The sequence below is a fragment of the Pseudomonas sp. TSRC2-2 genome, assembly GCF_049897785.1.
Lineage (GTDB): Bacteria > Pseudomonadota > Gammaproteobacteria > Pseudomonadales > Pseudomonadaceae > Aquipseudomonas.
The window spans coordinates 108083-123882 of the sequence record NZ_JAFCWZ010000014.1 but is presented as its reverse complement, the minus strand read 5'-3'; the positions used below and the strand labels follow the sequence as shown (position 1 = coordinate 123882).

6 protein-coding genes are annotated in these 15800 nt (G+C 64.3%); 1 reads left to right on the top strand and 5 read right to left on the bottom strand.

Translation table 11 applies throughout. The annotated features are described in order from the left end of the window. Positions 1-6: 6 nt before the first annotated feature. The 4 genes from ACP7D9_RS25565 to ACP7D9_RS25550 form a co-directional block, all read right to left on the bottom strand. Positions 7-7830 (bottom strand): amino acid adenylation domain-containing protein, encoded by a 7824-nt coding sequence (locus ACP7D9_RS25565; RefSeq protein ID WP_426159972.1) that lies wholly within the window; start codon positions 7828-7830, stop codon positions 7-9. After that, positions 7827-11228: an amino acid adenylation domain-containing protein gene (locus ACP7D9_RS25560; protein WP_426159971.1), complete on the bottom strand. Its 3402-nt coding sequence runs from the start codon at positions 11226-11228 to the stop codon at positions 7827-7829. The genes ACP7D9_RS25565 and ACP7D9_RS25560 overlap by 4 nt, the downstream gene beginning before the upstream one ends. A 188-nt stretch (positions 11229-11416) precedes the next feature. After that, entirely contained in the window at positions 11417-12400 is a 984-nt protein-coding gene (locus ACP7D9_RS25555) for a TauD/TfdA family dioxygenase (RefSeq protein WP_397479055.1), read from the bottom strand. A gap of 39 nt (positions 12401-12439) precedes the next feature. Next, the gene (locus ACP7D9_RS25550) at positions 12440-13180 is read right to left on the bottom strand and encodes a thioesterase II family protein (protein ID WP_101160121.1); all 741 of its coding nucleotides are present in this window, start codon (positions 13178-13180) and stop codon (positions 12440-12442) included. A 136-nt stretch (positions 13181-13316) separates the two neighbouring features. On the opposite strand from ACP7D9_RS25550, the gene ACP7D9_RS25545 reads away from it, so the two are divergent. Further along, positions 13317-14450: a cupin-like domain-containing protein gene (locus ACP7D9_RS25545; protein ID WP_426160037.1), complete on the top strand. Its 1134-nt coding sequence runs from the start codon at positions 13317-13319 to the stop codon at positions 14448-14450. 139 nt (positions 14451-14589) lie between these two features. Here the strand turns inward: ACP7D9_RS25545 and ACP7D9_RS25540 are convergent, their stop codons facing one another. Next, positions 14590-15762 (bottom strand): MFS transporter, encoded by a 1173-nt coding sequence (locus ACP7D9_RS25540; protein WP_426159970.1) that lies wholly within the window; start codon positions 15760-15762, stop codon positions 14590-14592. Between the last annotated feature and the right edge of the window lie 38 nt (positions 15763-15800).

Here is a 15800-nt window from a genome sequence, read left to right as displayed (position 1 = left end):
TCCCTCTCAAGAAATCAGTTTTTCCAGATCATCGAGGGATAGACGTTTGAGGGCCTCCAGTGATTTAGCCAATTCATCCTGAACGGGCGACATTTCGACACGCAGCGCTTCAATCCGCGCGCAGAAATCCTTGAGCGTGTCGGTTTCGAACAACGCCTTGAGCGGCACCTTGTCGCCCAGACGTTCCTGCACCCGGCTCACCACCAGCGTCGCCAGCAACGAATGGCCGCCGAGCTGGAAGAAATTGTCCGCCAGCCCTACCCGCTCGACTTCCAGCACCTCCTGCCAGATCGTCGCGACCTCCCGCTGCAGGTCGCTTTGCGGCGCCTGGTATTGCTCCTGCGCCGGGCTCTCGCCCAAGGCCATCAGCGCCTTGCGATCGAGCTTGCCGTTGGGCGTCAGCGCGATCGCGTCGATCAGGTGCAGGTGCCCCGGCACCATGTGCGCCGGCAAGCGACTGGCCAGCGCGTTGCGCACCCGCTCAGTCAGCGTCGACCGCTCGCTGTCCGGCGCGGCAACGAGGTAGGCATGCAGGTGTTTGCCAGCGGCGCCGTTCTGCGCCAGTACCACCGCCTCGCGAATATCGTCGAGTTCCAGCAGGCGCGCTTCGATCTCGCTGAGTTCGATGCGGAAACCGCGAATCTTCACCTGATGGTCGGCGCGACCGATGTATTCGATGTTGCCGTCATCGCCTTGGCGGACCAGATCGCCGGTGCGGTACAGGCGCTCGCCATTGCTTGCGTAAGGATTGGGCACAAAGCGTTCGGCAGTCAGCGCGGCGCGGCGCAGATAGCCGCGCGTCACCCCGGCGCCGGCCAGATACAGCTCGGCCGCCACGCCCTCGGGCAACACCTGCAACTGACTGTCGAGCAGGTACGCCACGGTGTTATCCAGCGGCCGGCCAATGTTCGCCCGGCCCTGCGGCGTGCGCAGGGTGAAGGTCGAATAAGTGGTGTCCTCCGAAGGCCCGTAGAGGTCGTAGACCTGCTGCACCTGAGTGCTGGCATAGAGGCTGTCGACCAGACTCTGCTTGAGCGGCTCGCCGGCCAGATTGATGGTGCCGACCGAAGCCGGAATCTGCCCGGCCCGTTGCAACGCGGCAATCGCCGACGGCACGGTGTTGATCAGCGTGACCTGATCGCGCGCCGGCAACTCGGCCAGCGCCAGAGCGTTGTCCGCCAATACCAGACAGCCACCGCAGGCCAGCGTGACGAAGATTTCCCACACCGACAGATCGAAGCAGATTGAGGTCGAAGCCAGCACGCCGCGCAATTGCTCTTCGCGATAGACATCCGCCGACCATTGAATCAGCGCTGACAGATTGCCGTGGCTGATCGCTACGCCTTTCGGTTTGCCGGTGGAGCCGGAGGTGTAGATCACGTACGCCAGATTGTCTGCCGCGAGGTTTACCAGCGGCGCAGTGGCCGGGCATTCACGGGCGACACTGTCATCGACCAGCAGCACCTGCGCACTCAAGGTTTCGGGCAGCATCGCCAACGCCGCCGGTTCAGTGAGCAGCACCGCCGCGCGGCTGTCATCGAGCATGTGCAGCAAGCGCTCCTGCGGGTAGTCCGGGTCCAGCGGCACGTAGGCGCCACCGGCCTTGAGGATCGCCAGCAAGCCGACCAGCATCTGCGGCGTGCGGCGCATGCACAGGCCAACGCGCACCTCCGGCCCGACGCCCATGCCTTGCAGCTTGTGCGCCAGACGATTGGCCCGGGTATCGAGGCTTTGGTAATCGATGGATTGCTCAGCGAACAGTACGGCGTTCGCCTGCGGCTGACGCTGCACCTGCGCAGCAATGTGTGCCAATACCGTGCGTTGATCCGGCGCGGTCGCCGGCGCCTTGCCCCACTTGATCGCTTGTTGCCGTTGTGGCTCGGCGAGCAGTTGCAGCGCGCCCAGCGGCTGCGTGGCGTCGGCGAGGAACTGCTCGAGCAGGCCTTGCAGTTGCCCACTCAGCGCGCTGATCGCTTGAGCGTCGAAACTGGCCTGATCGTAACTCACGCCAAGTCTCAGCTCGCGGCCAGTGACCGCCACCAGCGTCAGCGGATAGTTGGTCTGCTCCTGACGGCGGATCGCCGAGAACGTCAGACCCGTCTGCGGGCCCTGCGCGAGCGCTTCGGCCATCGGATAGTTCTCGAACACCAGAATGCTGTCGAACAACGCCCCGGCGCCCGTACCGGCCCAGCGCTGAATGTCATACAGCGGCGTGTGTTCGTGCTCGCGCAAGGCCAGGTTGAGAGCCTGCACCTGCTGCAGCCATTGGCTGACAATGACTTCGGCCGACGGCGCTGCCACGACCGGCAAGGTGTTGATGAACAGGCCGATCTGCTGCTCGACGCCCGGCAAGTCGGTCGGCCGCCCGGCGACCGTCGCGCCGAATGCCACGTGATCCTGTCCGGTGTAGCGCTGCAACAGCAGCAGCCACGCCGCTTGCACCAGCGTGTTGAGCGTGACTTTCTGCTCGCGGGCGAAGCGGTTGAGATTGGCCGTCAGCTGTTCGCTGAACACCTGCTCGTGATCGGCATAGCCGCTGCCCGCGTGTCTGACCGGCATGGCGCTGGCCAGTCGCGTCGGCTGTTCAAGGTCCGCCAGCGCCGTGCGCCAGAACTGTCGACTGGCCTGCTGATCACGCTGCCCGAGCCATTCGATGTAATCGCGATAACGCCCCTGCCCTGCGCTCGGCACGATGCCGGCGTAACGCTGGAGCACTTCGCCGAACAACTGCGAGGTGCTCCAGCCGTCCATGAGGATGTGATGGCAGGTGTAGATCAGGTGATGAGTGGACTCATCGGTGCGCACCAGCGTCACGCGCAACAGCGGCGCCTCGAGCAGATCGAAACCGTTGTGCAGATCCTCCGCCGCCAGTTGCCCGAGTGCGGCGTCGAGCCCATCGCGACCGCGCCAGTCCTGCACCTGCCAAGGCATCTGCACACGGCTGCGCACCACCTGTACCGGCGCGACGGCATCCTGCGGCCAGACGAACGCGGTACGCAAAATATCGTGAGCGTCGAGGGTCTGCTGCCAGGCCTGGCGGAAGCGCTCGGCGTCGAGCTGCTCGACATCGACGCGCAGCTGATTGGTGTAGGCCGGGCTGTCCGGCTCGTTGCGGCTGTGGAAAAGAATGCCTTGCTGCATCGGCGACAGCGGGTACAGATCGACGATGTCACGCGGCGCCATCGGCAGCGCCGACAGCTGCGCCTGAGTCAGGTTGGCGAGGTTGAAATCCGAAGGCGTCACGCCACCGACGCCGTTCTCGCAGCAATGTTCGATCAAGCGTTCCAGCTCGCGGCGATAAGCCTCGGCCAGCGCCTCGATGGTCTCGGCGCGGTACATGCCGATGCCGAAGGACCAGGTCAGTTCCAGCTCACCGCCGAGAACCTGTCCGTCAACGCTCAGCCAATTGCCCAGCGGCGCTTGCCCGTCCTGATTGGCACCGGTGCTGTCGGTGCTTGGCAGGAACAACGCGCCTTGCTCGGCGCTGAACGCGCCGTCGAACTGGCCGAGATAATTGAAGGTCACCCGTGGTTGCGCCAGCGTCTGCAACTCGGTGCAACCCGTGAGGTAACGCAGCACGCCATAACCGATGCCTTTGCCCGGCACCGCCCGCAGTTGCTCCTTGATCGCGCACAGCGATGCAGCGGGATTGGCCTGCGGGGTCAGACGCACCGGGAACAGGCTGCTGAACCAGCCGACCGTGCGGCTCAGGTCGACGTCGTCGAACAGGTCTTCACGACCGTGGCCTTCGAGCTGGATCAACACCGAAGGCTGCTCACTCCAGTCGCACAGCACCCGCGCCAGCGCGGTCAGCAACAGATCGTTGATCTGCGTGCGATACGCCGCCGGGGCGACTTTCAACAGTTTGTCGGTGAGTGCCGGGCTCAGGCGCGTACTGGCGCGAGCAGCCTGGGCGCGGGTCTGGCTGTCCTCGGCAAAATCCCGTGGCAGTGCCGCGTCAGCCGCCGCCAGGGTCTGGCGCCAATAATCGCGTTCCCCGGCCAGCGCTTCACTCTGCGCATAACGATGCAACTGCTCGGCCCAGTTGTGCAGCGAACTGCTCTGGCCTGGCAACACCGGCGCCGTCCCCGCCGCCCATGCGTGGTAAGCCTGCTGCAAGTCTTCCAGCAGAATGCGCCACGACACGCCGTCGACCACCAGGTGATGGATGACCAGCAACAAACGCTGCTCGGCATTTGGCAGATTGACCAGCACTGCGCGCAGCAGATGCCCGCGTTGCAGATCCAGGCTGCGCTGCGCCGCGTCGGCCAGCGCGGGCAAGGCATCGAGACTGTCCAGCTCGCGCACCCAGAGCAGTTCGGCATCAGGCTGGGCCTGCGGCAGTGCCTGCCAGCTATCCCCCGACTGCACGAAGCTCAGCGCCAATGCCTCGTGCTGTTCGACCAGTGCCGCCAGCGCCGTGCGCAGATGCGCGGCGTCCAGCGCCAGGGTCGGTTGCAGCATCACCGACTGGTTCCAGTGCTGGCGCTGGGCAATCGGCGTCTCGAAGAACCGCACCTGAATCGGCAGCAACGGCAACGGCCCGCGTGCCGCCGGTGCGGCGATGGCAGCCGGTTTGGCGTCGATCAGTTTGGCCACAGCAGCCAGTTGGCCGATGGTCTGTTTTTCGAACAGCTGCTTGGGGCTCAGCTTGATCCCCTGGCGCTTGGCCCGGGCGATGATCTGCAAGCTGAGGATCGAGTCGCCGCCCAATTCAAAGAAGTTATCGCTGCTGCCGACCCTTTCGAGCTTGAGCACCTCTGCCCAGATCGCCGCCAGTTTTTCCTCGATCTCACCGACCGGCGCGACGAACTGCTGGCTGACCACGCCGGGCACTGGCAGCGCACGCTTGTCGAGCTTGCCGTTGGCGGTCAGCGGAAGCTTTTCCAGCAACAGCAACTGCGCCGGCACCATGTAATCCGGCAGACGCGCCTGCAACTGTTCGCGCAAATCCTGCGCCTGCACCTTCGTGCCCACTGCCGGCACGCACCACGCCAGCAGTTGCAGGCGCGCCGGATCGTCATCCACTGGCAGCGCGAGCACGGCGGCTTCGCTGACGCCGTCGAGGCCGAGCAACACCCGCGCAACTTCCGCAGGCTCGACGCGGTAGCCGCGCACTTTGACCTGATCGTCGGCACGACCGATGAATTCCAGCGCCTGCTCGCGATTGCGCCGAACCCGGTCGCCGCTGCGGTAGACCCGCGCGCCCGCTGCGCCGAACGGGTCGGGCAGGAAGCGCTCGGCGGTGAGCCCCGGCTGGTTCAGATAGCCAAGGGCAACGCTGTCGCCACCGATGTACAGCTCACCGGCAACCTGATCGACCACCGGGTTGAGCACATCGTCGAGCACATAGACGTGAGCACCGGCCAGTGCCGTGCCGACCGGAACGCTGCGTGCTTGCGCGGCAAGCGCTTCGACCTCATGGGTCAGCACACCCACAGTAGTTTCGCTCGGCCCGTAGTGGTTGATCAGGCGGCAGCCCGGCTTCAGTTGCTGCACGCGCTCGACCAGCGCCGGCGAACAGGCTTCGCCGCCGACGATCAGTGCGTGTCCCGGCAGCACGTCGGCAGGCTTGGCCGCCTGCAGCAGCGCGGCAAGATGCCCGGGGACGATTTTCAGCACGCCGACGCGATGGCGGGCCATGTATTGGGCAAAGCGGTCCGGGTCGAAACCGAGTTCTTCCGGCAGCACATGCAGCAGTCGGCCCGAGCACAACGCGCCGAACAGCACGGTGAAGCCAAGGTCGGCGGCGATGGTCGAGACCAGCGCCATGCTCGCCTCGGGCGCCGGCGCCAGACGTTCGAGTACGCCGCGCACGTAACTGCCCAGCGCGCCGTGGCTGACCAGCACGCCCTTGGGCTGCCCGGTGGAACCGGAGGTGTGAATCAGGTAGGCCGGTGAGTGCGCAAACAACGTCAGCTCAGGTGCGGACGCCGGCAGCGATTGCCATTGCGCCGGCGCAAACTCCAGCCCCTGACAGCCCTCGACCGCCCGTTCGCTGAGCCGCGCATCGCCTGCAGCACCGATCAGCACGCGGGCCTGCGCAGCGCCGAGCATCTGCTCCAGTCGTGCGCTCGGCGCCTTGACGTCGAGCGGCATGTACACCGCGCCAGCCTTGAGAATCGCCAGCAGGCAAGTCAGCCAGTCCAGCGAACGTTCCAGCAGCACCGCCACCGGGTCGCCGACATTGACGCCCTGCGCTCGCAAATAATGGGCGAGACGATTGGCCTCCTGATCCAGCGTCTGGAAAGTGATTGTCTGCTGTAGATCACGAGCGGCCAGCGTTTCTGGCTGCCGCGCCACTTCCCGCGCCCAGTGTTGCAACACCGTCAACGCCGGTTCGCGCTGGATTGAAAGCGCAGCGGGCCGTGGCGTGGCGACCGTGTGCAGTGGCGCCTGCGGGTCCTTGAGCAAATACGCAAACAGGTCGAGCAACATCGGCACGAAACCGGCGACGGTGTCTGCCTGATAGAGATCGCTGGCGTAGGTCATCTGGCCGTGGATCAGCGCGCCGTCGTCAGTGATGTCCAGGGCCAGATCGAAGTGCGTGCCGTCCTTGGCCAGCGGGTATTCGCTGACGGTCAGGCCGGGCAAGGCCATGGAGCGCTGTTTCTGCATGCCGACGTTCTGGTTGAACTTGGCCTGAAACAACGGGTTGTGGCCTAGCGTGCGTTCGGCGACCAACTCATCGACCAACTGCTCGAACGGTAACTCCTGATGGGCCTGTGCGCCGAACGCTGCTTCACGCACCTGCGCCAGCAAATCGGCGAAACTGCCGCGCTCATCGACCTGGCAACGCAGCACTTGGGTGTTGACGAAGAAACCGATCAGCCCCTCGACTTCGGCGCGGCCACGGTTGGCATTCGGCACGCCGACACGAATGTCGCGCTCGCCGGCCAGACGCGAGAGGAACAGCGAGAACCCGGCCAGCACCAGCATGAACAGGCTGATGCCCTGGCTACGGGCGAAGGCGTTGAGCTGATGCGACAGGTCGGTGCCGAAATCGAAGCTCAGGGTCTGCCCGGCGAAGCTCTGGGTCAGTGGTCGGGCAAAATCCGGCGCCACTTCCAGCAGCGGATGCTCGTCGCCCAACTGCTGACGCCAGTAGTCGAGCTGGCGCTCACCCTCGCCGGCCTCCAGCCAGCGTCGCTGCCAGATCGCATAGTCGGCGTACTGCAATGGCAGCGCCGGCAATTGCGGTTCGCGCTGCAGGCTGAACGCCTGATAGCACTGCACGAACTCCCTGACCATGACGTCCATCGACCAGCCGTCGGAGACGATGTGGTGCATGCTCACCACCAGCACGAACTCATCGTCAGCCAAAGCAAACAGGCTGGCGCGCAGCAACGGGCCGTGGCGCAGATCGAACGGTTGCGCGGTGACGTTTTGTACTTGTTGCGCGAGCACTTGCTCACGCTCTTGCGCGGCGGTGCCGGTCAGGTCGAAGCGTTCCAGCGCAATACTTTGCTGCTCGAGAATCAGCTGATGCGCTTGATCGCCGTCAGTGTGAAACACCGTGCGCAACACTTCATGGCGCGCCAGCAGATGATCGAACGAGCGGCTCAGGGCCGACTCATCCAGCCGGCCTTTGAGACGCAAGCCAGCGGCCATGTTGTACGCGGCGCTGTGCGGTTCGAGCTGCCATAGAAACAGCAGGCGCTGTTGGGCGAACGACAAAGGGATCTGCGCGCAGTCGTGGCGGCTGACCGGCAGCGGCAACAGGCTGAAATCCTTGCCCTCCTCGCGCAATTTGGCGAGAAACAGCCGACGCTGTTCCAGCGGCAGGCCGACGAACCTTTTTGCAATACGTTCCGCCATCGTGCCGCTCATACTTCTTCTCCTTGCAAAGCATTCATGAACTGATCCATGTCGGACCAGTCGTCGTCGCCGCTCGCCTCGGCCAGTTGCGCGAGTACCTCGGCGAGATCCGCCAGCAGCGGTTTCTCGAACAGACTGCGCAGCGGCAGCACCACGCCCAACTGCTCCTTGACCCGCGCGATCACCTGCGCGGCCAACAACGAATGGCCGCCCAGTTCGAAAAAGTGATCGTCCAGGCCCACACGCGGCACCTGCAGCACCTCAGCCCAGACCTGCGCCAGACACTGCTCGGCCGGCGATTGCGGGGCGCGGTAATCGCCCTGCAACTGCGCCGGATCCGGCGCTGGCAAGGCTTTGCGGTCGAGCTTGCCACTCGCCGTCAGCGGCAGGTTCGCCAGCAACAGCAGATGCCCCGGCACCATGTAGTCCGGCAGGCTGGCTTGCAGCGCAGCGCGGGTCTGCTGACGGAACGCCGTTTGCGTCGCCGCGCTGGCAAGCACCGCAGGCTCCGTCACCACGTAGGCGACCAGTTGCGCACCGCCGGCGAACGGCACCGCCAGCACCACCGCTTCGCGAACGCCCGGACACTGCTGCAGGCGCGCTTCGATCTCGCCCAGTTCAATGCGGAAGCCGCGAATCTTCACTTGGTGATCGACCCGGCCGACATACTCCAGCGCGCCATCGCCGCGCAGCCGCGCACGGTCGCCGGTGCGGTACAGGCGCTGGCCGTCGGCGAACGGGTCGGCAATGAACCGCTCGGCGCTGAGGCTCGGCTGACGCTGATAACCGCGCGCCAGCCCCGGCCCACCGATGTACAACTCGCCCACCGCGCCTTGCGGCAGCAGGTTCAGATCATCGTCGAGCACGTACAAGCGCCGCGCCGCCAGCCCCTTGCCGATCGGCATGCCGCGCCACGACACGTTCTGCGCGGTCAGCGCGGTGCAGTCATGAATTGTCGAGACCACCGTCGCCTCGGTCGGGCCGTAGGTGTTGAGCAGGCGCACATGACCGAGCCCGGCCTGTTGCCACAAGCGCAAGCCGTCCACGGCCATGGCTTCACCGCCAACGTGAATCTGCCGCAGCGCGCCGAAACTGGCCGGCGGTTTCGCCGCGTATTCCTGCACCAGCCAATACCAGTAGGCCGCCGGCAGGTCGGCCAAAGTGATGCCCTGATCGACGATGACCTGCTGTAGTGTCGCGCTGTCCCACAACGGCGCATCGCGCATGACCACGCTGGCGCCATGGCACAGCGGCGGGAAAAACTGCTCGACGAAACCGTCGAAACTGCTGGTGGCGAATTGCAGAACCCGATCGCCTTCGCGCAGATCGCTGTAATCGATAGCGCGGGCGATGAACTCGCTCAGTGCGCCATGACTGACCGCCACACCTTTCGGCCGCCCGGTGGAACCGGAGGTGTAAATCACATAAGCGAGGTTGTCGGCTTCGACCGTGACCGGCAGATTGTCGCTCTGCGCGCTGTCGGGCAATTGCTCCAGACACAGGCATTCGATGCCGTCGAGCGGCGGCAGGCTGGCGAGGCTTTGCCGGTCGCTGAGCAACAGTTTCAGACCGCTGTCATCGAGCACATGGCGCAAGCGTTCGGCCGGGGTCTGCGGATCGAGCGGCACATAGGCACCGCCGGCCTTGAGTACCGCCAGCAACGCCACCGCCAGCTCCAGCGAACGCCCCAGCGCGACGCCGACCAGCACGTCCGGGCCGACACCCTGTGCGCGCAACTGATGGGCCAAGCGATTGCTGCGGCTGTTGAGTTCGCCGTAGCTCAATGCCGGCGCAGGTGCAGTGGCCAACAGCACCGCCGGGGCTTGCGCAGTCCGCACGACTTGCGCTTCGAACAGGCTTTGCACGCTGGTGAAACGAGGCGCTGGCGCGGTGGCGTGGATCAACGCGTGGCGATCGTTTTCGGCGAGCATCGCCACCTCGCCGATAAACTGCTGCGGGTCGCGGCACACCGACTGCAGAATGTTGCGCCAATGCCCGGCCAGCGCGGCGATGGTCGCGGCGTCGAAAATATCGGTGGCGTAGGTGAACGCGGCGAACAGTTGCTCGCCCTCCTCGCGGGTGTCGAGCATCAAATCACTGGTGGCCGCGTGTTGCCGATCGCTGCCGGCCAGCTGTTCTTCGCTCAGATAGCCCACGCGCAAGCCTGAAGCGAGTTGCGCCTGGTGCAAATCGGTGACCAGCGGCTGGTGGTTGAACATCACCTGAAACAGCGGGTTGTGGCTCTGGCTGCGCGCCGGTTGCAGGGCTTCGATCAGGGCGTCAAAGGGCAGTTCCTGATGGGCCTGGGCGCCGAGGGCGGCCCGGCGCAGGTTCTGCAACAGCTCGGCGAATGGCGTTTGCGCAGTGACCGCGCTGCGCAGGATTTGCGTGTTGACGAAGAAGCCTATCAGGCCTTCGGTTTCACTGCGGGTGCGATTGGCGATCAGTCCGCCGACACGAATATCGGTCTGGCCGCTGTAGCGGTGCAACAGGGTCTTGAACGCCGCCAACAGCACCACGAACAAGGTCACGCCCTGGCGCTGGGCAAGGTTTTTCAGCTCTTCACGCAGGGCTGCATCGATCACCGTTTCCAGGCGTGCTCCCTGATGGCTGGAGTGCGCCGGGTAGGCGCGATCAGTGGGCAATTCCAGCACCGGATGGTCGTCACCCAGTTGCGCGCGCCAGTAGTCCAGTTGCCGCTCGCGCTCACCGGCTTCCAGCCAACTGCGCTGCCACAGCGCGTAGTCGCGATAGTGCACGGTCAGCGGCGCCAATGTCGGTTCGCGCCCGGCGACCAGTGCGTCGTAGGTGCGCATGAACTCGTCGATCAGAATGTTCATCGACCAGCCGTCGGCGATGATGTGATGCAAGGTCAGCAGCAGCACATGTTCCTGCGCGGCCAGGCGCAACAGCCGCAGGCTCAGCAGCGGGCCGTTCTGCAAATCGAAAGCCTGGGTCGCCTCGGCCATCATGTGCTGCTGCGCGAGCGGCCAGCGCTGGGCTTCGGGCAACTCGCTCAAATCAGTTACGGGCAGTTTCAGGGACTGAGGTTCGGCCACGCGCTGGAAGGCACGCTCGCCGTCCTGGCCGAAGGTGGTGCGCAAACATTCGTGGCGCGCCGCCAAACGGCTGAAGGCCTGCTCCAGTGCCGCGACGTGCAGATCGCCCTCCAGACGCACGGCCATCGGCAGGTTGTAGGCTGGGCTGGTCGGCTCCAATTGCCAGAGAAACCACATGCGCTGCTGTGCGTAAGACAGGCCGTCACGCTCGGCGATGCCGGCGCAGGCGGTCATGGGCAACTGCGCAAAATCGATGCCTTCGCGGGCCATGCCGGCGAGGAACAAACGGCGTTTGTCCTGGGGCAATTCGATAAAGCGGCGGGCTAGTTTCTGTGCGTCTGCGGCATTCATGCGTGGAGTCCTTGCTGATCGGCGGCGTGACCTGGAGACCCGGTCGTATCAACAAGAACGAATGGCCCGCGCGACGATTTAGCGCGCCAGCGGCAATCGCGGCCCGACGGTACAAAGGCCAGACAGACAAATGCCGAAGCCGGGTACACGTCCGGCTTCGGCATTTGAGTTGAACAGTTGCGAAGCGCTCAGCGCACGTCCTGCGAATGCCCCTCGGCCATCGCCACGATGACTTTGCGCGGCCCTTCGAACGGCGAGCGCGCGTGGGCCGAGAGCATGTTGTCGAGCATCAGCACATCGCCCTCCTGCCAGGGGAAACTGATCGCACAATCGTCGAGCACCGCGCGAATCTGCGCCAGCACTTCATCTTCGATCGGCGAGCCGTCGCCGTAGTAGACGTTACGCGGCAGGTCTTCTTCATCGACGATGTCAAGCAGGCTTTCGCGGACGTCCGCTGGCAGGTTGGAGATGTGAAACAGGTGCGCCTGATTGAACCAGACGTGATCGCCCGTGACCGGGTGCACTGCCACTGCCTGACAGGTCTGGCGCGTGCGCAGCTCACCGTCGTCCTTCCACTCGCAGACAATGCCGTGAGCGTTGCAGTAGGCCTCGACGACCTCGCGGTCCTCGGTGTTGAACACGTCTTCCCAGGCCACATCCAGACCATTGCCGAAGTTGCGCACATACATCAGGCCTTTACTGACAAAACGCTCGCGAATCGCCACGGGAATGCGTCGGTAGACTTCGCGGCTGTCGGCAATCGGCGTTTCGCCTCCCGACCTGGCGGCTATCATGCTGTAGAACCAGATCTTCATCGGCCAGTCGCGGGAATAGGCCTGCTCGTTGTGCAGTGGAATGCTCTGGTGCGCCGGGTATTCGGTGGAGGTGTACACCCCTTGGGTGACGTTGGTACGCGGCGTCGAGCCGAACTCGTAGTTCAGCAATGGATGGCCGAAACTCGCGGCAAACTGGCGAAACTGCTCGGCGCCATCGAGGCGAAAACCGCGAAACAGCACACCGCCGTCACGCAGCAGATGCTCGTCGACCAACTCCTGCAATTCGTCCAATACCGCCAACAGATCGGTGTCGGCATCGCTCGCCTCGACCAACAGCGGCAAGCGCCCGCGCTCCGGCAGCAGCGGCCGTACGGAAAATCCCAGAGCAACAGCCATGACTGGCCTCCTGAATATGCGTGATAGATAAGTCGCGTTTCAGAACGCCGGTTGCGCGGCCTGCGCATGGCGCCGGTGATGCACTTCCAGATGCGTCTTGATCGTGCGAATGACCCGCGCTTCATGCTCATGAATGAAGAAGTGCCCGCCGGTCATCATGTCCACCGAGAAACTGCCCAGGGTCTCTTTGCTCCAGCCGATCAGTTGTTCGGTGGTGGCGCGGTCTTCCTTGCCACCGAGCACGTGCACCGGGCAATTGAGCAGAGGCCGTTCGGCAGGCGTGAAACGTCCGCACATCATGAAGTCGGCGCGCAGCACCGGCAGCGTCAGGCTCATCAGCTCTTTATTGGCGAGGACTTCTTCGCGGGTGCCCTGAAAGGTGCGCAGCTGTTCGATGAGTTCTTCATCACTGCGCGGTTCGGCAAAGCCGCGGTCGTAGTCGCTGCGCATGGACGGTGCGGCGGTGCCGGAGGCGAACAGCGCCAGCGGCTCGGGCACGCCGAGCTCGCGCAAGGCATGGGCCATTTCGCAGGCGAGCAACGCGCCGAGGCTATGCCCGAACAGCGCATAAGGACCTTGCAGCCCCGGTTTGTGCTCGCGCGCCAGTTGTCGCGCCAGTGCACGCATGTCGGTTTGCAGGGGTTCATCGAACCGCGCGCCACGCCCGGGCAGTTCCACCGGTTGCAATTGCAGCCAGGTCGGCAGTTGGCGCCGCCAGCGGCTGTAAACCATGGCGCTGGCGCCCGAATAGGGCAGGCACAGCAATGTCAGCTTGGTCACCGCGCTTTCCTTGAAAAATGTGTCTGCAAGAAAGACGGATCACTGGCCGGACAAATTAGTCGCCCGGCCGCTAAATTCCCCCGGCCGCGGCTCGTTGCCTGTTCAGGAAAAAAACAACAATCGCGAGGGCATCACCGTGGACCTGCAGAGCATTCTGGGCAAGTTGTTCGTCAACGCCGGCGCGGTCGGCATCGAGGGCGTTTTCCAGTTCATTTTCAGCGCGCAGCAGGCGTACTGGTATGACGTCCAGACCAGCCAGCACACGGAAGCCGGGCGCCACCCAAGCCCGGACGTGACCATCGAAGTCGCAGAAAAAGACTTTCTCGGGATCATGGCCGGCGTGGTCAATGTCGAGGAACTGTTCGCCAGCGGCCGCCTGAAGATCGGCGGCAACATGGGCCTGGCGACGATGCTGCCGCAGATTATCGACCACGCCCGCCAGGGTGGCGGCACGGTGGAAAAGGTCGATATGAACAAACGCTATCCGACGCCGCCGCGCTTCAGCGAAAAGCTCACTGCCGCGCTGCCTCGCCAGACCAGCATCGAACGCCGGGCGCGCGCCGAGTTGAGCCGGCACGAATTCGAAACCCGCTATCTGCCCAACGGCATTCCACTGGTGATCCGCAATGCCCTGCATGACTGGCCGTTGTTCAGCCTGAGCCGCGAGGAGTCGCTGGTGCATTTCGCCGAACTGCAGGGCATCACCCGCCATGGCGATTACGTGAAGAAGACGTTTTCGACCGAACGTGATTTCCGCTCGACCTCAATGGCCGATTTCATCGCTTCGCTGGACAGCCCGGCGATCAAAGCGGCGGACGGCGAGCCGCCGGCGTACATGGGCAACAACATTCTGCCGGCGCAGTTGCTGCAACAGATTCAGTACCCGCCCTACTTCGACACCTCGCTGTTCATCCCGCCGCGCATCTGGATCGGCCCCAAAGGCACGCTGACGCCATTGCACCGCGATGACACCGACAACCTCTTCGCCCAGGTCTGGGGGCAGAAAAAATTCACGCTCGCCGCGCCGCATCATCGCGAAGCACTGGGCACCTGGTCGACTGCGCCCAAGGGCGGCCTGGATGGCTGCGACTTCAACCCGGACGCGCCGGACTATGAACGTTTCCCGGCTGCGCGGGAGGTGACTTTTTTGCAGGTGACGCTGGAGGCTGGGGATCTGCTGTTCTTGCCGGAGGGCTGGTTTCATCAAGTGGAGTCTGTGTCGACCTCGTTATCAGTCAATTTCTGGGTCAACTCTGGCCGAGGCTGGTAACCCAATCCCGCGTAGGAGCTGACGAGTGCAACGAGGCTGCGATCTTTTGATCTCGATCTTGATCTTCAAAATCCAAAGTCAAAGTCAAAGTCAAAAGATCGCAGCCTCGTTGCACTCGTCAGCTCCTACAACAGGATTGTTATTTCAAGTGACGGAAACTTTGAAACGCTGAAACCAGCACCACCGCCCCCGCCGCGATTGCCAGCCAGAACCCGCTACGTGCGCCAAAGGCATCGACCAACGCGCCGGAGCCGGCGGCGCCGATCGCCACACCGATGCTCAGCCCGGTCACCAGCCAGGTCAGGCCTTCGGTCAGTTTGGCTGGTGGCACGATGCGTTCGATCAACGCCATCGCGACGATCAGCGTCGGAGAGAAGAACAGCCCGGCGATGAATACCGCCACCGACAAGCCGAGAATATTGCTAGCCAAAAGCAGCGGCAGCGTGGTCACCGCCGTCGCCACACCGCCGTAGAGAAACAGGCGCGGCAGCGGCAGTTTCGAACGCATCGCACCGAAGGCGATGCCGGCCAGGCATGAGCCGATCGCGTACACCGACAAGACAATACTCGCCGCCGCAGGCTGGCCCTGCTGCTGGGCAAAGGCGACGCTGACCACGTCGATCACCCCTACGATCACGCCCATCGCCAGCATCAGCGCCAGCAGCCATTGCACGTCGGTGGAGCGAATGATCGAGCCCTTATGCTGCGACTCCTGCGCGTGCACGGGCGGCTCGGTGCTGCGCTGGGCGACAAACGCCGTCACACCGATGGCCAGTGCCAACAACGCCGCCAACGGCCCGGCCTCGGGAAACACCGCGACCGACAAGCCCACCGACAGCGGCGGCCCGACGATAAAACACACCTCGTCGAGCACCGACTCCAGTGCATATGCGGTCTGCAATTGCGGCTGGCCACGGTAGATTTCGGTCCAGCGCGCACGCACCATCGCCGACATGCTCGGCATGCACCCGGCCAGCGCGGCGAACACGAACAGCGTCCAGTGCGGCGCCTGCAAGCGCGTGCACAACAAGAGCATCAACAACCCGCCGCCACCAGTCAGCGCTGCGACTGGCAGCACCCGCCCCTGCCCATAACGGTCCACCAACCGCGACACCTGCGGCGCGCAAAACGCCGTGGCCAGAGCGAACGTCGCCGCCACCGCACCCGCCAGGGCATAACCGCCGTTCAACTGCGCGAGCATGGTGATCAGGCCGATGCCGGTCATCGAAATCGGCATGCGCGCCAGCATCCCGGCCAGCACAAAAGCACGGGCGCCGGGGGCGGTGAACAATTCGCGGTAGGGGTTTGCCATCGATTGCAGCCTCATCAGGGGCGGCCAAGTTGCCACAG